Origin of the sequence: Shewanella sp. 4t3-1-2LB, from assembly GCF_017368415.1 — a bacterium.
Lineage (GTDB): Bacteria > Pseudomonadota > Gammaproteobacteria > Enterobacterales > Shewanellaceae > Shewanella > Shewanella fodinae.
The window spans coordinates 52,923-71,897 of record NZ_JAFNJD010000009.1 but is presented as its reverse complement, the minus strand read 5'-3'; the positions used below and the strand labels follow the sequence as shown (position 1 = coordinate 71,897).

The 18,975-nt window shown below is 50.8% G+C and carries 19 protein-coding genes; 10 read left to right on the top strand and 9 right to left on the bottom strand.

The window, feature by feature from the left end:
* The first annotated feature begins 76 nt into the window (after positions 1-76).
* Complete coding sequence (locus tag J3L11_RS05460) at positions 77-370, top strand: LysR family transcriptional regulator (protein ID WP_207570391.1); 294 nt, start codon at positions 77-79, stop codon at positions 368-370.
* A gap of 156 nt (positions 371-526) precedes the next feature.
* Positions 527-1,177 carry a glutathione S-transferase family protein gene (locus J3L11_RS05455; RefSeq protein WP_133038255.1) on the top strand — a complete coding sequence of 217 codons (651 nt, stop codon included), beginning with the start codon at positions 527-529 and terminating at the stop codon, positions 1,175-1,177.
* A gap of 4 nt (positions 1,178-1,181) precedes the next feature.
* Here J3L11_RS05455 and J3L11_RS05450 read toward each other — a convergent pair whose 3' ends face one another.
* The gene (locus J3L11_RS05450; protein ID WP_207570390.1) at positions 1,182-1,715 is read right to left on the bottom strand and encodes a thioesterase family protein; all 534 of its coding nucleotides are present in this window, start codon (positions 1,713-1,715) and stop codon (positions 1,182-1,184) included.
* Positions 1,716-1,836: 121 nt separating this feature from the next.
* Positions 1,837-3,876 carry an oligopeptidase A gene (gene prlC / locus J3L11_RS05445; RefSeq protein WP_207570389.1) on the bottom strand — a complete coding sequence of 680 codons (2,040 nt, stop codon included), beginning with the start codon at positions 3,874-3,876 and terminating at the stop codon, positions 1,837-1,839.
* A 276-nt stretch (positions 3,877-4,152) separates the two neighbouring features.
* Between prlC and J3L11_RS05440 the strand changes: the two genes are divergently transcribed.
* From J3L11_RS05440 to mog, 5 genes are all read left to right on the top strand, one after another.
* Positions 4,153-4,863: a hypothetical protein gene (locus tag J3L11_RS05440; RefSeq protein WP_207570388.1), complete on the top strand. Its 711-nt coding sequence runs from the start codon at positions 4,153-4,155 to the stop codon at positions 4,861-4,863.
* A gap of 76 nt (positions 4,864-4,939) precedes the next feature.
* Complete coding sequence (locus J3L11_RS05435) at positions 4,940-5,374, top strand: hypothetical protein (RefSeq protein WP_207570387.1); 435 nt, start codon at positions 4,940-4,942, stop codon at positions 5,372-5,374.
* Positions 5,375-5,488: 114 nt separating this feature from the next.
* A complete protein-coding gene (gene gorA, locus J3L11_RS05430) occupies positions 5,489-6,844 on the top strand; it encodes a glutathione-disulfide reductase (protein ID WP_207570386.1) in 1,356 nt (451 codons plus the stop codon).
* A gap of 124 nt (positions 6,845-6,968) precedes the next feature.
* Complete coding sequence (locus J3L11_RS05425; protein ID WP_133038263.1) at positions 6,969-7,448, top strand: NlpC/P60 family protein; 480 nt, start codon at positions 6,969-6,971, stop codon at positions 7,446-7,448.
* Positions 7,449-7,507: 59 nt separating this feature from the next.
* Entirely contained in the window at positions 7,508-8,038 is a 531-nt protein-coding gene (mog, locus tag J3L11_RS05420; protein ID WP_133038264.1) for a molybdopterin adenylyltransferase, read from the top strand.
* A 76-nt stretch (positions 8,039-8,114) separates the two neighbouring features.
* On the opposite strand, the gene J3L11_RS05415 is transcribed toward mog, so the two are convergent.
* The 4 genes from J3L11_RS05415 to J3L11_RS05400 all read right to left on the bottom strand — a co-directional run bounded on the left by J3L11_RS05415 (position 8,115) and on the right by J3L11_RS05400 (position 12,892).
* Positions 8,115-8,792 carry an arginine N-succinyltransferase gene (locus J3L11_RS05415; RefSeq protein ID WP_207570385.1) on the bottom strand — a complete coding sequence of 226 codons (678 nt, stop codon included), beginning with the start codon at positions 8,790-8,792 and terminating at the stop codon, positions 8,115-8,117.
* A gap of 75 nt (positions 8,793-8,867) precedes the next feature.
* Positions 8,868-9,746, bottom strand: coding sequence for a DUF2989 domain-containing protein (locus J3L11_RS05410; RefSeq protein WP_207570384.1), 879 nt, complete (start codon positions 9,744-9,746; stop codon positions 8,868-8,870).
* A 484-nt stretch (positions 9,747-10,230) separates the two neighbouring features.
* Positions 10,231-12,417: a molybdopterin cofactor-binding domain-containing protein gene (locus J3L11_RS05405; RefSeq protein ID WP_207570383.1), complete on the bottom strand. Its 2,187-nt coding sequence runs from the start codon at positions 12,415-12,417 to the stop codon at positions 10,231-10,233.
* Position 12,418: 1 nt separating this feature from the next.
* A complete protein-coding gene (locus tag J3L11_RS05400) occupies positions 12,419-12,892 on the bottom strand; it encodes a (2Fe-2S)-binding protein (protein ID WP_133038267.1) in 474 nt (157 codons plus the stop codon).
* A gap of 253 nt (positions 12,893-13,145) precedes the next feature.
* Between J3L11_RS05400 and mtnC the strand changes: the two genes are divergently transcribed.
* The 3 genes from mtnC to pbpG all read left to right on the top strand — a co-directional run bounded on the left by mtnC (position 13,146) and on the right by pbpG (position 15,410).
* Positions 13,146-13,826 carry an acireductone synthase gene (gene mtnC, locus J3L11_RS05395; protein WP_207570382.1) on the top strand — a complete coding sequence of 227 codons (681 nt, stop codon included), beginning with the start codon at positions 13,146-13,148 and terminating at the stop codon, positions 13,824-13,826.
* Between the two features lie 131 nt (positions 13,827-13,957).
* Positions 13,958-14,383 (top strand): thioesterase family protein, encoded by a 426-nt coding sequence (locus J3L11_RS05390; protein ID WP_189617379.1) that lies wholly within the window; start codon positions 13,958-13,960, stop codon positions 14,381-14,383.
* A gap of 91 nt (positions 14,384-14,474) precedes the next feature.
* Positions 14,475-15,410, top strand: coding sequence for a D-alanyl-D-alanine endopeptidase (gene pbpG / locus J3L11_RS05385; RefSeq protein WP_242695110.1), 936 nt, complete (start codon positions 14,475-14,477; stop codon positions 15,408-15,410).
* Here pbpG and J3L11_RS05380 read toward each other — a convergent pair whose 3' ends face one another.
* The 3 genes from J3L11_RS05380 to J3L11_RS05370 form a co-directional block, all read right to left on the bottom strand.
* Complete coding sequence (locus J3L11_RS05380; protein WP_207570380.1) at positions 15,411-15,815, bottom strand: DUF1850 domain-containing protein; 405 nt, start codon at positions 15,813-15,815, stop codon at positions 15,411-15,413.
* Positions 15,815-17,845 carry a TRAP transporter permease gene (locus tag J3L11_RS05375; protein WP_207570379.1) on the bottom strand — a complete coding sequence of 677 codons (2,031 nt, stop codon included), beginning with the start codon at positions 17,843-17,845 and terminating at the stop codon, positions 15,815-15,817. Before J3L11_RS05375 ends, J3L11_RS05380 begins: the two co-directional genes overlap by 1 nt.
* Before the next feature lie 67 nt (positions 17,846-17,912).
* Positions 17,913-18,866 (bottom strand): TAXI family TRAP transporter solute-binding subunit, encoded by a 954-nt coding sequence (locus J3L11_RS05370; protein WP_207570378.1) that lies wholly within the window; start codon positions 18,864-18,866, stop codon positions 17,913-17,915.
* Between the last annotated feature and the right edge of the window lie 109 nt (positions 18,867-18,975).

The window sequence follows — 18,975 nt, the reverse complement described above, 5'->3', positions numbered from 1 at the left end:
CCTGCATGGCGAAATTAAATGCTCACTGTTTAACTTATAGTTTTGGTTACTCTGACTCAACAGGCAACCTTTATGGATGCTCCAGCGATATCGAATGCTGGTATTTGCCACAGTAGTGCAACCGGGAGCATTAATCGCTGCGGCACAGACACTTAACATCAGCCACTCCATGGTCAGCCAATATCTGCAGAAATTGCAGCAATGCCTTCGCTGCCGTCTGTCGCATCGCCCCTCTCGCACTATCGGTCTGGCAGACAATAACCGGGAATTCTTTGGCAACTGTACGAAATTACGGCAATTAGCAACACAAGCTGAACGGCATTGCCACAGCACGACTCATGCACCAAGCAACCGCGGCAACTGCCGCTGAATTATCAACTAGCGCCGTTAACGCCCAGTTGCTATCAATCTTGCGCAGATATGCCGCCAGCGCGCATCCAAGTGTTATAGGATTTTTTGCAGCGACGACTGGGGCAATTGGCCGCAACCCGCTACAGTTAAAGTGACCAAATTGCCGGAGGGCGCGATGGAGCTTTACTACTACCCGTTGTTTCGCCATTCACAGAAAGTATTGCTGGCGATGTTTGAAAAACAGCTAAGTTTCCTGCCGCGGGTGACTGACTTGCATGATCCGCTGCAACGACGGGCTTTTGCCGAACTGCAACCACTATGTCGTTTACCCTTGTTGATAAGTAATGATGGCCGTCAGCTACCAGAGTCCAGCATCATAGTGGAATATCTGGACCAATTGGTGGACGTTGGCAGCAAGCTGCTGCCAGATGCGCCGCAGCAGCAATTACAGGTACGCTTATATGATCGACTCATAGATAATTATCTCAGTTATCCACTGCTGCAATTGGAACAACAGCTGAGATTACCCAAAGAGCTGCAGCAACCGCTGTTGCAACGGCAACTGGAAAACCGCATTCATACCCTGCTGGCACAGTTAGAACAGCAGTTAGAGCAGCACCATTGGTTATGTGGTGAAAGTTTCACTTTGGCCGACTGCGCTCTGATCCCCAGTCTGGCAGCATTACCAACCCGTTTTAATCTGCTGGATTTCCCGGCACTGGGCAGCTACTGGTTGCATGCACAGCTGCGGGGTTCCTGGATGCTGGTACAAGACGAAGTAGAGCAGTTATTACAACTGCAGCAGAACGGCCAACGCACATCCTGATTGTTTATGATAGGTTCTGCTGTTTTTTGGATTGCAATAGCTGTTTCCAAGTCAATACATCATCGGCAAGCTCCGGCATGTCGCCCTGATATTGGGCCGCTTGCAACAATTCTGTGGTGGCGATTTTTCGGCCTTTACAAACGAATAGGCCTCTAACATTGGCAATGGCATGCAACCCTCGGTCGCTAACAAAGCGTTGCTCAATGTAGAAGTACTTTTCATCCCAACCTAATATTCGGGTCTCAACATGAAATTTACGTAGAGGTTTGATATCTCTGATAAAGGTAAATTCAGACGCGTTAACTATCGGTAACCATTTACGTTGCAGAAACGGCTTTAACAACCCCATTTCAGCCAACATGAAAGTACGAGCCAAATCCATCAGCGCTGGATAACGGGCATTGGTCAGATGCATATTGATGTCGCAATCCGTTGGCCAAGCGCGGAAAGCTAAACGGGAAACCTCAAGGAAATCAATACTGCGGGCATGACGCATGCGCCAAAGTAACAGCCAAAATAGCCGGAAATACAGGTTCATCGCACTTGCTCAGTTGTCATAATTGAGCTCAGGCTAACAGAGGTCTTACCAGTCAACAAGCGTTAACTAGATCACAAAAGGCGCCCGAAGGCGCCTTTCATATTCATACCTCACACACGTTTCAGGCAGCAATTCCAGAATGACGTAACAGTGCATCAATACTGGGTTCACGCCCGCGAAAACGCACAAATAGCGCCATAGGTTCCTCTGAGCCGCCTTTTTCCAGAATGTTATGCAGGAAATCACGGCCAGTCTGTTGGTTAAATACCCCCTCCTCTTCGAAACGGGAAAAGGCATCGGCAGAGAGGACTTCCGCCCACTTGTAGCTGTAGTAACCTGCCGCATAACCACCGGCAAAAATATGTGAGAAGCCGTGTTGGAACCGGTTAAATGCTGGCGGAATAACCACCGCAACCTGCCGCCGCACATCATCGAGCGTCTGCTGGATACGTGGGCCTTGGGCAGGGTCGTATTCTTGGTGTAGACGGAAATCGAACAGTGCGAACTCCAGTTGCCGCAGCATCATCATCCCAGACTGGAAATTCTTGGCCGCCAGCATCTTGTCCAGCATCGCTTTCGGCAAAGGCTCACCGCTCTGATAATGACCGGAGATCTCTGCTAACGCTTCCTCGGACCAACACCAGTTTTCCATAAACTGACTCGGCAATTCCACCGCATCCCAAGGCACACCATTAATACCGGAAACGCCACCCACATCCACCTTGGTCAACATATGGTGAATACCATGACCAAATTCATGGAAGAGGGTGGTCACTTCGTCATGAGTGAAAAGCGCCGGCTTATCCCCCACCGGACCGTTAAAATTACAGGTGAGATAAGCTACTGGCTTTTGCAGTCCGTGACTGGTGACGCGACGGCCACGGCAATCATCCATCCAGGCGCCGCCACGTTTACCTTCGCGGGCGTACAGGTCGAGATAGAAACTGCCACGATGTTCGCCGGTTTCATCAATCAACTTGAAAAAGCGCACATCTTTATGCCAGCGATCAAAGGCTTGTTGTTCCTGCACCTCAATCCCGAACAAGCGCTTAACGGTGTAAAACAAGCCATGCAGCACTCGGTCTTCTGGGAAATAAGGGCGCAGCTGTTCCTGCGAGATCTCATATTTATGCTGCTTCAGTTTTTCGGCGTAGTAACTTAAATCCCAGGCCGCCAATTCGGTTACGCCGTATTGCGCTTTCGCAAACGCCAGCAACTCTGCCAATTCGGCCTTTGCCTGAGGCTTAGAGCGCAGCGCCAATTCATTCAGAAACGCGATGACCTGTGCAGGCGATTCCGCCATTTTGGTTGCCAGAGATTTCTCTGCGAAGGTGTCAAATCCCAACAGTTGCGCCAACTCATGGCGCAAGCCGAGTATCTCATCCATCAACGGGCCATTATCAAATTTACCCGCATTAGGGCCTTGATCAGAAGCTCGGGTGACAAACGCCCGATAGCACTCTTCACGCAACGCACGGTTGTCGCTGTACATCATCACCGGCAGATAGGAAGGATAATCCAGCGAGAACAGCCAACCGTCCAACGCTTTTGCTTCGGCCATGGCTTTGGCGGCATCCACAGCAGATTCAGGTAAACCGGCCAGTTCAGCCTTATCGGTGATCAATTTATGCCAGGCGTGAGTGGCATCCAGTAACTGGTTGGAAAATTTGCTGGTGAGCTCTGACATCCGTTTTACGATTTCGCCGTAGCGCGCCTTTTGCTGGTCTTCAAGACCAATACCGGATAACTCAAAATCACGCAGGCTGTGTTCGATAACGGTTTGCTGCGCCTGTGTTAGTTCGGCAAAAGTGGCTGACGCATGCAAGGCTTTGTAAGCCTGATACAACCCCTGATGCTGACCGACATAAGTGCCATATTCCGATAACAGCGGCAGACAAGCATCATGAGCCGCACGCCAAGCTTCATTACTGACCACCGCATTCATATGGGAGATCGGCGACCAGATCTGGCTCAGTTCGTCATCCACCTGCTCCAGCGGTGCCACTAGATTGTCCCAAGTATATGGGCCGCCACTAGCCAACACCTCATCAATCTTAGCCCGGCATTTGGCGATGGCCTGCTCCACTGCAGGCTGAATATGTTCCGGTTTTATGCTTGAAAAAGGCGGTAATTCATTAGCTTGCAGTAAAGGGTTGGTCATGGTCAGTCCTTAGTAAAAATGATGCTAGGCAATGAGTTTATAGATAAGGCCTCAATAGCCGTTTATCAAGGCAATTGGTGCAACTTAGCGGAACTAACCGCCTTTAGCAGGAACGCGATGTGCGGTCATAGAGCCAGGTCACAAATTATTGTTCAGATATTCAGCAATTATCAGTAATGCTTTTGTGATCATAAATAAGAGTCATTATTATTTACAGTTATGAGACTGTTAATACAATGACCCCGTCAACAGCTGCAGGTCAGTAAGAAGGTCTCCATGATGAAGTGCGTAACAGCAGCATTGTCGCTGCTGGCGGCGAGTTCAGCGTTTGCCAGTAATGACAGCGAAACGATGGTTTATATGGATTGGGAAAGCCATTACGTCTCAGAAGGGCGCAATAACCTACCACACAGTGGCATCGTCTGGAGTGGTCTTGAACATACCGATGGTGCCTGGCTATGGTATGAGCGCCAAGGCTTCGGAGATAGCCGCAATTTTGTAGAGTTGAATTTGGGGTTCATGTATCAATTTTCACTGCCCGCAGATTTCGCTTTGGCTACCGGTTATAAACGACTGGAATTTTTCGGGAATGAGCGTTGCAGCGACAACGAACTCTCTGCTGAACTCTCATACACGGGTGTTGATTGGCTGACTCCCAATCTGGCCTATACCTATGCCACAGAAGCGCACGGGGCATTTGTAGAATTCAGTCTCACCGGCAACTGGCAGGCCACGGAACACCTTACTATTTCACCCTATATCTTGCAGGGGTGGGACATGGGATTCGCCTCGCTGCATCATGATGGCCGTAACAATTTCCAATTTGGCGTAGAAGCAGCGTATGACATCACAACGCAACTGAATCTTGCCTTGCAACTTAGCCGCAGCATTGGTCAAGGTGACATTGAACAGCAGGCGCGTGAAGAGGACTGTATCGATCACCCAAATCAAACATTTGGCGGCATCGCCCTGAGTTATCGCTTCTAATGTTGAAAAATGGCAGCAACAGGCCATGACGCCTACACTGTGAGAGTCGAAGGAACGACTACCACGGAGGCAGGGAATGTACCGCCAATTGTTGCTATTCATCTCATCCGCTTTATTTGCCACAGAGTTATCAGCCGCGGAACTCAATAATCAAACACCGCGACCACACAACCGTGCAGTGGATGCAGACGGTAAACCGCTCCCCGTACCTGAGGAATTTAAGGCCGCACTGGAGTATCGCGCAGAGGAAGCGATAACCCCGGTTATCTCATCGGGGGACCACAAAAAATCACGCACATCCAAAACCAAGACAACGCCAACCGTTGCCAATGACGCCAGTTGCCGTTGGCTCCATAACCGCATGACCGATCTGCAACGGCGTCTGGAGAGCAGCAGTCATATTGACGCCTACCTAGAGGCAGAATTGTCACAACATCAACAACAATGGTCATGTCTTAAATGTGCCAGTACGGGGCCCAGCAGTGCCGATCTGTCTCGCTGCCGACGCTAATAAGCGGCAACAGAGTCGCTGGTCAGCGGTAGCAATTCTCCCTACAATGGCGGTCTCAATGGCAGTAATGGCTGCTGTAAGCGTCAATTGATGGACAGGCTCGGGAGTTATCACATGACCCAACATTTCGACTATATCTGCCTCGGGGCTGGCAGCGGCGGTATTGCTTCAGCTAATCGCGCAGCCATGCGTGGCGCCAAGGTGTTGCTGATAGAAGCAAAACAACTCGGCGGCACCTGCGTCAACGTGGGTTGTGTTCCCAAAAAAGTGATGTGGTACGGCGCACATATCGCCGAAGCGATGAAACTGTACGCGGCTGATTATGGCTTTGATGTCAGCATCAAGCATTTTGATTGGAATACCTTAGTGCAGAGTCGCGAAGCTTACATCGACCGCATCCACGGTTCCTACGAGCGCGGCCTGGCAAGCAATAAAGTGACGCTCGTCCAAGGCTACGGCAGATTCGTAGATGGCCACACCATAGAAGTGAACGGCGAGCATTACAGCGCTGACCATATTCTGATCGCCACGGGTGGTCAACCGACCATCCCTGAGATCCCCGGGGCCGAGTACGGCATAGACTCCGATGGCTTCTTCGCCCTACGCCAGCAACCGAAACGAGTGGCTGTAGTAGGTGCGGGTTATATTGCCGTCGAAATTGCCGGAGTACTACATGCTCTGGGCAGTGAAACGCACCTTTTTGTCCGTAAACACGCGCCACTGCGTAACTTCGACCCCATGCTGTATGAAACCTTGATGGAGGCCATGGCAGCTGACGGCCCAACTTTGCATACCGAAAGCATTCCTAAAAGCATCACCAAAAACAGTGATGATAGCCTGACCTTATCGCTAGAAAACGGCGAACAATATCAGGTTGACTGTCTAATATGGGCCATTGGCCGACGCCCCAATACCGCTAATCTCGGGCTGGAGCATACTGGAGTGGAACGCGATGCCCACGGTTATATCATTACCGACGGCTGGCAAAATACCTCGGCCAAAGGCATCTATTGTGTGGGTGACATCATGGCTGGAGGCGTGGAACTAACGCCGGTAGCCGTCAAAGCGGGAAGATTGTTATCGGAACGTCTGTTTGGAGACATGCCTCAGGCCAAGATGGATTATGAAAATATTCCCACCGTGGTATTCAGCCATCCCCCTATCGGCACTATGGGGCTCAGCGAACCTGATGCCAAAGCGCGCTTCGGTGAGGATAACGTCAAAGTTTATACGTCTAGCTTTACTGCCATGTACACCGCAGTCACCTCGCACCGCCAGCCCTGCAAAATGAAGCTCGTATGTGTTGGCCCAGAACAAAAAGTCGTAGGCATCCATGGCATCGGCTTTGGTATGGACGAAATTCTTCAAGGCTTTGGTGTCGCGATCAAAATGGGCGCCACCAAAGCCGATTTTGATGCCGTTGTTGCCATCCATCCCACTGGTGCTGAGGAGTTTGTTACCATGAGGTAGCATTGGCGTTAGTGACATGCGAACGGCAGCACTTAGCTGCCGTTTTTAATGCGCATCAGAAATCTGAGGTTGCAAGCCTCCAAGCTCTCCGGCAGAATGCCGCTGATACCACTTTGGGGAACTCATGAAGGCATTTACCGCAACGCTGCTGCTAACGTTACTGCTGATACTCAGCGGCTGTAGCTCTGCGCCTTCGCAACCCACTGAACCGCAAGCCGTTCCGGCGACCAATCCGCTGTCAACGGGTGAACTCAAAACCGTACAGCAACAATGGCAAGGCGTGCCCTATCGCCTTGGTGGCAGCAGTAAAAAAGGCATTGATTGCTCTGGTTTTGTTGCCGTTACATATCAACAACTGCTAGCCATGTCGCTACCACGCACAGTAGAAGAACAGGCCGAGTTGGGTTATGCCGTTACCCGAGCCCAACTGCGCAGTGGTGATCTCTTATTTTTCAAGACGGGGCGGATACGACGTCACGTCGGTATCTATTTGAGTAATGGCGAGTTTATGCATGCCTCAACGAGTCAGGGCGTGACTATCTCCTCACTCAACAATGATTATTGGCGCCGCCATTACTGGCAGGCCAGACGTTTACAACCCTGAACTGTGATTGTGAGCGCCGGTTAAAAGCGCGCCAGGGTACTTTTTTAGGGAGATTTCATATGGAAAAAGCCAAAATCGGCATCGTCACCGTTAGCGATCGTGCGAGTGCCGGCGTCTACGAAGATCTTTCTGGCAAAGCAATTATTGCTACCCTCAATGAATATCTGCTCAGTGAATGGCAAGCAGTCTATGAAGTGATCCCCGATGAGCGGAAACTGATTGAAGCAACGCTAAAGCGTTTGGCGGACGATGAAGGTTGCAGCCTGATTGTGACCACCGGCGGCACTGGCCCAGCCAAACGCGATGTTACCCCCGAAGCCACAGAAGCGGTATGCGATCGCATGATGCCGGGCTTTGGCGAACTGATGCGTCAGGTGTCACTACAATATGTGCCAACCGCTATTTTATCGCGCCAAACTGCGGGATTACGCGCCGATACGCTGATTGTGAACCTGCCAGGCAAACCTAAGTCCATCCGCGAATGTCTGGATGCGGTGTTCCCGGCAATTCCTTATTGTATCGATTTGATGGAAGGCCCCTACCTAGAATGCAATGAAGCGGTCATCAAAGCATTCCGCCCGAAAAAATAATGTCATCGAAAAACAACGCCGGACTGACTTATAGTTCGGCGTTGCTGTGTTATCGCCAGCTAACGCTAACAATAGGTTATTGGCGTAACTTGATGTACAACTCACCATCGTGGATCTGAATATCTTCAACGCCATCGGCAAAGGCGTTCCAAAACCCTCGGTCACCAAATTCACTGACTAAATTGACATTTTTCATGTTGCCAAGCCAAGCATTGGGGATAGGTACGCCCATCAAGCTGACGCCGACCAAAGCCACCACCGGCCGTCGTTTTTTATCCAGATGAATATCCAAACCAGCATTTACCCGCAAAATCTCGCCCGCCATGATGGGAAAGTCCTGTGGAATAGGCACGAGGATCTTGGCGCTGGCAAGATTATCAGAAAAATCGATCGCCACCCGATGAGCAAAATCAGGGTTGCGGCCAATAATGGAATTCACTTCTTTCTCGCTAAATGTTAGCTGCCGCTTAGCGTCTGATTCGCGGTAAGGCTCCGGCGTCAGTTCCTGAGTGGCAGATTTAGCATGCGTCTGGCTATCGCCTTGCCACCCTAACTGTCGCAGTTTTATCTCCAGCTTTTGTGTTTCTTTGTCGTTGAGTGTGACGGGCGTGAGTGGCTTAGGGAAAATATAGGTGCGGATCACCAAGAAACTGACACCAGCGGTGATAATCACAGTTGCCAACAGCAGCAACATTACCTGCATGCCAGTGAATCCCTTTTGGGTGGTGTGCGGACTTAAAGCAAATGGGTTCATGACGACCTAAACCAAAAACAATAATGGTTTTATAGTAGCTTGACTCACACCGATGGCATAGCCTGACGCACCAACTCAGCTTTCTGCCTTGATAATGCTGAGCCATGCCTGCTTATCCCCAGCCAGAAAGTCGGGCCAATGACTGCTGGCGTATGAGCCTTCGGACAGGGCCTTGGCTAATACTAAGGACTGTTGATCTAACTGCTGTTGTATCTCTGCGCTCGCACCGAGTTCCGCACTCATCATGCGTTGATCGGCCTTGCGTTGCGTCAAGTCAATGTTAGTTTTCTGCAACAGGTACTTAATCTCACGATCGGGCGTTACCTGTGCCAACGCTAACAACCAGTCAGCAACAAAATCTGACGGAGTGGCATCCCGCAATGCTTCAAGATATAACCTACGGGCAAAATCCGGCTCGGTCTTAAGCTGTGAGGTCGCCAGCCCGGCAAGAATATAAGCTTCTTTGATCTGACCATTACGTTGAGCTTGTAGCAAGGTCGCTAACGCTTGGCTATCGCCAAAATGTACCCAGTGATAATAAGCCAAATGGGGATTGTGGCTATCTTTGGTCTGCTGTTGTATCTGCGCCAAAGTGAGCGAGGTTAACGCGTAAGCGCGTTGTGAATTACTGGTGAGTTGCGGATGATTCACATGCTGAATACCCGCTGCGCGTTGGAGACAACGGTTATAGGACTCAACCAACTGCAAACGCTGAAACTGCGTCTCATCCTGTTGTGCCAGCGCCGGATTTTGTTTTATCGACAAGCGTAGCGCCAGCAAAGGCTCGCGTTTTTCACGACAGGTCGCATCAAGATCTAAATCATGGCAAATTTCTGGGGATGCCTGACAGGTCTCTGCCAGGGTACTTGGCTTAGAACAGCCACTTAACCACAAGATACATAGCCCGGTCATCACGCTATAACCGTACTTCGCTAATGTATTGACTCTCACCATTGTGTCTTTTCCCTTAGACAAATAATCGTTGCGTTCCCGCAGGCCGCCATTCGGCATGGCTATGGTAAATAAGCGACCATTTTCCAAAAAACTTCAGTTTGCCCTTAATATGCCGATGAACCTCATCCTAATGTGCGACATGCTACGAATTTTGCGTGAAAACAGCACACACGCTAGGCATAACTAGCGCATGATAATTGCCTAATTTCAGATTCAACTTCATGATGATGTTATGTTTTTGCTTGGGAAATCGCATTAATGGAACGGAACTGGTCACACGCTTGTACCACCAACGACGACGAAGCACTCCCTGCCGATACAATCGATAGCGCCAAATAGCCCTTTCCAAAAGTTGTTATGGCAAAAGGGGGAACGCGACCAATATCTACTGGTAAATCCCCCTCACGAACAACCATGTCGGTGCGGACAGCAGCAATAGCGCCAAAGTTGCGGCGTTATTGCTTCGCAGTTTGCAGTCTCATATTCAGGTAAACATCTCCGCCGTGATGGGCAACCGGCGAATACGTTTCCCGGTAGCAGCAAAAATTGCATTGCATAATGCCGGGATCACTGGCGGCAATGCGGGTTCCCCCAGTCCGGTAGTCGGGTAATCAGTCTTCAAAAACTCCACGTCAACTTCCGGCACCTCTGCCATTGTCAGCATCTTATGCTGATGATAATTCTCCAGCTTGGCACCGCCATCAATCGGCACCTGCTGATACAGGGCTTGCGATAATCCATCCAAAATCGATCCCTGAACCTGATGCATCGCACCGCTGGGGTTAACAATATACTTTCCGACATCGCCTACGGCCCAGACTTTATGGATCTGTAATTTGCCTTGATTGACGCTGACTTCAACCACCTCGGCAAAATAACCTGCATGGCTGTAATAACAGGCGATACCTAAACCATGACCAGTGGCAACTTTTCGGCCCCAGCCGCTGTGTTCGGCAACGGCTTGCAACACTGCGGTCATCCGCTGTGGATTGAAACTGCCGAGGTCACCCACAGGTTGTGCCAGCAACGCCAATTGTAGTGCCAGCGGATCTTGCCCGGTGCCATGAGCAGCTTCATCCAACAGGCTTTGGAATACCCAAGCTAACGCATTACTGCCTGGCGCCCGCAGCCAACCGGTAGGAATATGCGCCGGGATCAGTGAACTGCCGTATTGCAAATTAGGTACAAAGCCTGCGGGGAAAATGTCGCTGTTCATCTGCGCCGCCAACAAGGGACGCCCCTGCTCACCAAAGGTGATAAAGTGATCCTGCAACCCTATCAGTTTCCCTTCGGCATCCAGTGCCAGTTTGCAGCTGTGGTAACCTGCAGGGCGATAAAAATCATGCTGGAAATCATCCTCCCTTGACCATAGCAGTTTTACCGGAGCACCCACTTCCCGGGCAATCCACGCCACCTCGGCCATGTAATCATTGAACAACCGCCGCCCAAATCCGCCACCGGAGCGCATCACATGAATGGTAATATCCTGTTCCTTGATGCCTAGTACTTGAGCTACCTGTTTCTGACCACCGACAGGATTTTGCGTCGGTGCCCAAAGACTGAGCTTGCCATCCTGCCATTGGGCGCTGCAGTTCATTGGTTCCAACTGCCCATGAGCCACAAATGGATAGTAATAGTCCGCCTGCAGGACTTTGGCAGCCCCGGCAAAGCAGTGCTCAATATCACCATCGTTACGTAAGATCTGGGTTGGCGTTTGGCGCTTTAACGCTTGGGCTAAACGGTCAAACTCGGCATTACTCTGGCCTGTCGCTTTACTGTCGTGCCATGTAACCTGTAGCTGCTGTCGCGCTTTCAGCGCCTGCCACCAGCTATCGGCAACAATAGCAACCCCCGCATCCAAGCCATAAAAATCACCGTTACCAGACACCACTAGCACTTTGCGTACGCCGGGGAGCTTTTCAAGTTGCGCGACATTGGCATGTTTTACAGTGCCACCGAATACCGGACATTTCTGGTAAACCGCATACAGCATGCCGGGCAACTCAACATCAATGCCAAACAATGGCTGACCACTTACAATGGCGTCGTTGTCCACTCCTGCGGTAAATTTACCCACGATTTGCAGTTGGGCATCGGTTTTTAATGCCACGGACGTCAATTCTGGTGCCGCTTGTTTTGCCGCGGCGGAGGCCAGCTCGCCGTAACGCAAACTACGGCCACTCACATGCAGGATTTTTCCCTGCTGGCTACGGCATTCTGCCACGGGCACCTGCCACTGCGCGGCGGCGGCCTGCAGCAACATCTCCCGGGTTGCCGCGCCAATGCGCCGATGTTCCTCAAAATGGATCGGCGTACTGCGACTGCCACCCGCCGACTGCCGCCCATAAATCTCGGGCATTACCGGTGCCTGTTCCACTTGTACCTGCTCCCAAGCAACGTCCAGCTCGTCGGCAATCACCATCGGCAGTGAGGTTTTAATGCCCTGACCGATTTCCGGGGCAACCGCCATAATTCGGATGCTGTCATCACTGCCAATGCGGATATAGGCATTCAGTGTCCAACTGTCCGTACCATCTGTTGCGGCGACTACGCCTTTTGGCAGGTACAACCCAACAAACAATCCGCCGCCTAAAATAGCACTGGCTCTTAAAAAGGTCCGACGCGAATAACCTGATGTTTGCGGTGTAATTGCAGAGTTCTGAGAAGTCATATCAACTGGCCTCCTTGTCCGTATGCTGTGCCACCTGCTGAATAGCCTGCTTGATGCGATGATAGGTGGCACAGCGACACAGGTTGCCCTTCATACCACTGGCAATCTGTGCATCTGTTGGCTGTGGAAACTGCTGCAACAATGCCAACGCCGACATCATCTGCCCAGCCTGACAATAGCCACATTGCGGCACATCGAGGATCTTCCACGCCTGCTGTACCTGTTGCCCCAGCTCACTGTTGGCAATCCCTTCGATGGTGGTGATAGCACGGTCTTTTACCGCCGAAATCGGGGTTACACAGCTACGCACCGGTTTACCGTCGAGGTGTACGGTACAGGCACCACACTGCGCCATACCACAACCAAACTTGGTTCCCTTCAGTTTTAAGGTATCGCGCAGAACCCACAACAGCGGCGTATCAGCAGCGACATCTGCCTGCATCAATTGACCATTAATTTTCAGTTGATAACTCACGGTTATTGCCCTCCGGTAGCTGGCCTGGATTCAGAAAATTACGAAATCGATACAGCGACGATCCCTTGCTGTCATGCGGCCAATAAATAGAGTTGATTGCTGTTCCACTAATTTACCGTTTTAGCAGACAAGCCTGAACTTTACATTACATTTTGTTTACCCAGACACCAACTGCCCAGCGCCCTGCTGGTCAAATTTGCCAATAACGATTAGTATCTGCCGTTAGCCAAGAAGATTAGGGAGTATCGACCTCATGGGCATCAGAGCCATTATTGTGGACACGGCAGGCACCACGACCGACCAGCATTTTATTCAAGATGTATTATTCCCCTATTCATTAAAGGCAATGCCGATATTTCTGGAGCGGCAGCAGCAGAATTTTCTAGTAGATGCCTGTATCAGTGACACCCGGGACATTGCCCTAGAAGACGATGCCAGTCTGGCGCGAGTAGCAGAAATCTTGCAAACCTGGATACGGGAAGACCGTAAGGCCACACCGTTGAAAACGCTGCAAGGGTTGATCTGGAAAGAAGGCTATGCACAGAATGATTTTACTGGACATATCTATCCTGACTTTATTGAGGCGATAAAACAGTACCGAGCCCAAGGTCTGCGGGTGTACAGTTTTTCGTCCGCCTCTGTAGAAGCGCAGAAGTTGCTATTTGGCCACAGTGATGGCGGCGATTTGACAGAGCTGTTTAATGGTCATTTTGATACCCGGACGGGCAGCAAACTCGACAAACAGGCTTACAGCAATATTCTCAACACGATTAGCCTGGCGCCTAAGCAGGTGCTGTTCGTTTCCGATCTGCTGGGGGAACTCAAAGCCGCTGCGGCTGCAGGCATGCAAACCTGCCAGATGGTGCGTGATAGCACAGTAAAAACTGGTGATTACCGACAGATCCACAGCTTCAGTGAACTGCAAATAGAATAAGACTGCGCCCGCTTGTAACAACGGCGATAGCTACGGCTCTCGCCGTTGTTGTTTTAGATATTCATCAACACTACTTGAGCCAACAGTAGGCTGTTGTTATGCTGGAGCAAAATTAAAACGAGCGTTTTATTATGGCAGACTTTACTGAGCGTTATCCCGATGCCTGTAGTATAAAAGTGACCTGGGGTGACATGGATGCACTGCAACACGTCAACAACGTAGCGTATTTTCGCTACTTTGAAGATGCCAGGATTGAGTTCTTCAATCGCGAGTTTCCGCTTACTGAGATGTATAGACAGGGCCTAGGCCCGGTGATTAGTGAGAACCACGCCAGTTATCGGCGCCCAGTGGTTTACCCCGATACCTTGTTGGTTGGCATCAGTTGCAGTGAAATTGGTGATGACAGATTTACCTTACATTACGAAGTGTTTAGCACTCAGCAACAGTGTGTTACCACCACGGGGAGTTCTGTTGCGGTGATGTTTGACTTCAAACAAGGTAAAAAAACGCCATTGCCCACAGATTTACGCGCCATTCTGCAGCGATTGCAACAATAAATCAGTCGTGGGTACTTGCGACTCATGCGCATTTAATTACACTTGGGCAAATATTTTTATCTGATCAAGCTGTAGGCTGCTGCTCATGAGTCTGAAAATCCTGCCCTTGCTCGGCGGTCTGTTACTGCTGCTCCCATCGCTGGCAAATGCCAAAGCCGTTCCCAAGACCCATCAACCGTTAGCGGCCGCCAGTGCCATGCTGGTAGATGTTAAAACGGGTGAAGTGCTGTATGCCGATCATGCCGATGAATCGCACCCCATTGCTTCAGTCAGCAAACTGCTGACGGTCTTGGTGGTGTTGGATGCCCAACAACCGCTGAATGAGCGGATAGATGTCAATGTTGATGGTGTTCCAGGAATGGACAATGTGGTATCGCGACTACGCTTTGGCAGCACTCTGCAACGCAAGGAAGCCATTGCACTGGCGCTGATGGCATCTGAGAATCGCGCGGCTGCGACATTAGCTCACCATTACCCTGGTGGGTTTCCGGCTTTCATTAAAGCCATGAATCACAAAGCCAAAACGCTAGGTATGACACACAGTCACTTTGTGGAACCTACCGGACTTTCCAGTCAAAACGTCTCCAGCGCCAGTGATCTCATCAAATTGCTGAAAGCCACCCAAAAATATCCGCTGATGGGACAACTTAGCAGCGCTAAAAATCGCAGTGTCACCCTCCAAAAGCCGCGTTATAGCTTGGCATTTTATAACACCAACCCTTTGGTTAATAAAAAAGGTTGGAAGATCCATTTGACCAAAACCGGTTATACCGATGACGCAGGACACTGCCTAGTGATGTTGACGGAAATGGCCGGACGACAAGTGGCATTTGTCGTATTGGATGCATTCGGCAAATATACTCACATTGCCGATGCCGGGCGGCTGAAACAATGGTTGAGTACGGGCAAAGTCAGCAAGGTACCGGCCGATGCGCTGGCATATAAAGCGGAAAAACAGCAACAAACGCAACAGACCGCCAACAACCTAGAGCAAGGCGATAGCATTAGTGCTACCGCCCAACCCTAATCATTTCTGCTGACGAGGCAAGGGGAGTTCACAGGGCCACATCTCCACGGTCTCGACCTGGTAGTTCGGCTTGCCAATCCAGTGGCTCATCGGCTGACACTGACCGTTAAAACAGATGTCGTAATCTCCACCTTCTGGCGCCCGGCCCAATTTCAGTAAAGGGATCGGCGGGCGCTTTTCATAGTAATGCCAACTGTCATCACGAAATACCGCACCGTCGGGGATTTCCATGCCAGCACCGGTGCCCTTAACTCTGGCCTCCGTCAGTTGTAAGCCTTGTGGCGTCACGTTGTAATCTTCTTCCCAACGGATTTTCTCAACCGTATGGCGCCAGCCTAAGGTGAACTCAGGCTGGGGTACACTTGCCCACAACTGCCCCGCCAGTCCCAGACACAAACCTAACATCAACTGGCACTCCGTAAGGCAGCGCGCCGACTAAACCACCAATGTTGCAGCACCACGATTGCCACCAGCGCAAATCCTATCTCATCGCTCATCGGCGTGGCGAGGATCAAGCTACCACCTGCAACAAACCCTCCTAGCCGCTCCCACCATTTCATTGGCCGCAACAGGAACCCGGTAAACACTGCGCCCCAAAGGCCAATGGCCAGCAACGCTTTAAACACCACGTATACGATGGCGCTAATGCTGTCACTCTGCAGCATCAAAGCCGGGGAATACACCGACATGTAGGGAATGATGAAGCCCGCGATCGCGATACGAATCGCCCACAAGCTAATCTTCAGTCCTTTTTCCTTGGCAATAGGTGCGGCGGCAAAACAAGCCAGTGCCACTGGCGGAGTCAAATCCGACATAATGCCAAAGTAAAAAACGAACATATGTGACACGATCAGCGGCACACCTAAGTCCAGCAATGCGGGAGCAGCAATGGAACTGGTAATGATGTAGTTGGGAATCGACGGGATCCCCATCCCCAGCACCAAACAGGTAATCATGGTCAGCACCAATGATAAGAACAGATTGCTTTGTCCCACGGCGAGAATGTATCCCGCAACGGTTGAGGCAACGCCTGTCAGAGACACAATGCCGATAATTACCCCCACCAGCACACAGGCGATCCCCACCGGTACCGCATGGCGAGCACCATCAACCAGCGCGTGGACACAAATGCGCAGCGTGTCTCTGCCACCTTTGACAAACCAACAGATCACCACTAGTGCGCCAATAACACCGAACACCACACCAATCCCCATGCGGAAAAATCCAGCACACATCAACCCTAGCGCTATCCAGAAAGCCACACGCAACCATTTGGATGACACTTGCATAGCGATAGCGGAGCCAAGGATCACAATCGCGGTAAGAGACAATCCAACGGTACCGGAAAACAGCGGGGTACGTCCGGCGAATAGCAGATAAATCAACACTGCTAAAGGAAATAGCAAGTACCAGCGCTGACTCACAGCTTGCCAAGGATTGGGGCACTCTTCTTTTGGCAAACCATGTAACCCGGCACGTTTGGCTTCAAGATGTACCATCCAGAACACCGAGCCGAAATACAACATCGCGGGCACCAGTGCCGCTTTGGCGATCTCGATAAAGGGCACATTGATGGTTTCAGCCATGATGAACGCCACCGCCCCCATGATCGGTGGCATGATCTGGCTACCCATACTGGAGGTCGCTTCCACGCCTCCCGCGAACGCGCTGCGGTAACCAAAACGTTTCATCAACGGAATAGTAAACTGGCCGGTGGTCACCACATTGGCCACGCCTGACCCAGTAATGGTGCCCATCAACGCTGAAGACACCACCGACACCTTGGCGGGGCCACCGAGCTTATGTCCAAACAAGCCCATTGCAAAATCGGTAAACAGCCGGATCATTCCCGCTTGTTCTAGGAATGCGCCAAACAGAATAAACAGGAAAATGTACGTGGCCGACACATAGGTTGGGGTGCCATAGAAGCCTTCAGTACCGAAAGATAACTGGTTCACGATCTGGTCAAGGCCATAACCACGGTGCATAAATTCACCCGGAAGATATTGACCTAACAACCCATAAGCCAGAAACAGGGTGCAAATGAATGGTAACGCTGGCCCCATCACACGACGAGCAGCATCAAATACCAGCGCGATCAACATCAACCCCATGAACATATCCATCTGGGTCAAATCACCGGAACGCTGGATCAGATCCGCTTCAAAAATCCATTGATAAGCCGCTGTAGACATACCTGCCAGTCCCAGCAACCAGCCGAGCGGTGCCCAGACTTTGTGACCTTTGAAGGTAGGGTAAGTGATATAAACTATCAGCAGCAAAAAGCCTACATGCACGGCACGCAGGACTTGAGTAGAAACCGGGTGAAACGCTGCAGTGATCAGCTGAAACGCTGAAAACAACAGTGCCACGGTAAATAACGCTTTCGGCCACTCTGAGGTGGCTGCTTCTAAACCCTCACGGGATTCAGTCATATTGTGTGCCTCGCTACTTCAAACAACAGTGAGTCACTCCCCGGCAGACCCGGGGAGTCTTTATCGCTTATTTCAATAAGCCCACTTCTTTGTAATAACGTTCAGCACCAGGATGGATCGGGATGGGTGAGTTAGTCGCTTTGTCCAGAGTGATTGCCTTGGCGGCTGCATGGGCATTCCCCAAATAATCCAAGTTTTCAAACAATAACTTGGTCATCTGATACGCCACATCGTCAGACACCGCAGTAGTGGTCACTAACAGATTCTGAATGGCGATGGTCGGTACATCGGTATCCTGGCCATCATAAGTCCCGGCAGGGATCACCCCAGCCTGGAATGCCGCATTGCCAGTTTTTGCAATCACATCGGCAGGGATCGGCACAAAATTCACTGACATAGTGGCGGCCAGATCACGCAACGCCGCCATGCCCAATCCAGAAGACTGCAGTGTTGCATCTAACTGACGGTTCTTAATTAACTCTACTGATTCCGCATAGGGCAGAAATTCCACTTTACCCAGATCATCATAGGTCAGTCCGGCGGCGGCAAAGATAGCCCTGGCATTCAGCTCAGTACCGGATTTAGGTGCCCCCACAGATACCCGTTTACCTTTCAGATCTGCCAGACTTTTGATACCGGCATCCTTGTTCGCCACAATCTGAATATAGTTAGGATAAATCGCCGCCAATAAACGTAGTTTATCCAATGGCTTTTTAAACCCGGCTTCTTCATCGCCTTTCCAGGCGGCAGCCACTGAGTCGCCGATAGAAAACGCCAGTTCCCCGCGGCCAGCCTGCAACAGGTTCAGGTTTTCCACTGAAGCTTTAGTGGCCTGAACAGAGGTTTTTGCCCCTTCGATATGGTTACCATAGATTTGTGACAGCGCCACCCCCAGCGGATAATACACACCGCTGGTACCACCGGTGAGAATATTGATGAACTTGGGTGCCGCCCAGACTGCGGAACTGACACATACCGCAGCGATAGCCCCAATAACGCCCATTTTTCTTATCAGTTTCATTATGGTGTTCCTTGTTCAATTTGCGGCAATTGCCGACTCTCCACCTTAGCACCATTTATTGCACGGTGAAAATTTCACCGGGTGCTTATGACAAAAAATAGAGAGTAAT

Excerpts from the sequence above, each read along its gene's own strand:
- mog (WP_133038264.1), top strand. The coding sequence starts at position 7,508 with ATGGAAAAAGCCAAAATCGGCATCGTCACCGTTAGCGATCGTGCGAGT.
- prlC (WP_207570389.1), bottom strand. The coding sequence starts at position 3,876 with ATGACCAACCCTTTACTGCAAGCTAATGAATTACCGCCTTTTTCAAGC.
- gorA (WP_207570386.1), top strand. The coding sequence starts at position 5,489 with ATGACCCAACATTTCGACTATATCTGCCTCGGGGCTGGCAGCGGCGGT.
- J3L11_RS05390 (WP_189617379.1), top strand. The coding sequence starts at position 13,958 with ATGGCAGACTTTACTGAGCGTTATCCCGATGCCTGTAGTATAAAAGTG.
- J3L11_RS05455 (WP_133038255.1), top strand. The coding sequence starts at position 527 with ATGGAGCTTTACTACTACCCGTTGTTTCGCCATTCACAGAAAGTATTG.
- J3L11_RS05405 (WP_207570383.1), bottom strand. The coding sequence starts at position 12,417 with ATGACTTCTCAGAACTCTGCAATTACACCGCAAACATCAGGTTATTCG.
- J3L11_RS05415 (WP_207570385.1), bottom strand. The coding sequence starts at position 8,792 with ATGAACCCATTTGCTTTAAGTCCGCACACCACCCAAAAGGGATTCACT.
- J3L11_RS05370 (WP_207570378.1), bottom strand. The coding sequence starts at position 18,866 with ATGAAACTGATAAGAAAAATGGGCGTTATTGGGGCTATCGCTGCGGTA.
- J3L11_RS05460 (WP_207570391.1), top strand. The coding sequence starts at position 77 with ATGCTCCAGCGATATCGAATGCTGGTATTTGCCACAGTAGTGCAACCG.
- J3L11_RS05375 (WP_207570379.1), bottom strand. The coding sequence starts at position 17,845 with ATGACTGAATCCCGTGAGGGTTTAGAAGCAGCCACCTCAGAGTGGCCG.
- J3L11_RS05410 (WP_207570384.1), bottom strand. The coding sequence starts at position 9,746 with ATGGTGAGAGTCAATACATTAGCGAAGTACGGTTATAGCGTGATGACC.
- J3L11_RS05435 (WP_207570387.1), top strand. The coding sequence starts at position 4,940 with ATGTACCGCCAATTGTTGCTATTCATCTCATCCGCTTTATTTGCCACA.
- J3L11_RS05440 (WP_207570388.1), top strand. The coding sequence starts at position 4,153 with ATGATGAAGTGCGTAACAGCAGCATTGTCGCTGCTGGCGGCGAGTTCA.
- J3L11_RS05450 (WP_207570390.1), bottom strand. The coding sequence starts at position 1,715 with ATGAACCTGTATTTCCGGCTATTTTGGCTGTTACTTTGGCGCATGCGT.
- J3L11_RS05380 (WP_207570380.1), bottom strand. The coding sequence starts at position 15,815 with ATGTTAGGTTTGTGTCTGGGACTGGCGGGGCAGTTGTGGGCAAGTGTA.
- mtnC (WP_207570382.1), top strand. The coding sequence starts at position 13,146 with ATGGGCATCAGAGCCATTATTGTGGACACGGCAGGCACCACGACCGAC.
- J3L11_RS05425 (WP_133038263.1), top strand. The coding sequence starts at position 6,969 with ATGAAGGCATTTACCGCAACGCTGCTGCTAACGTTACTGCTGATACTC.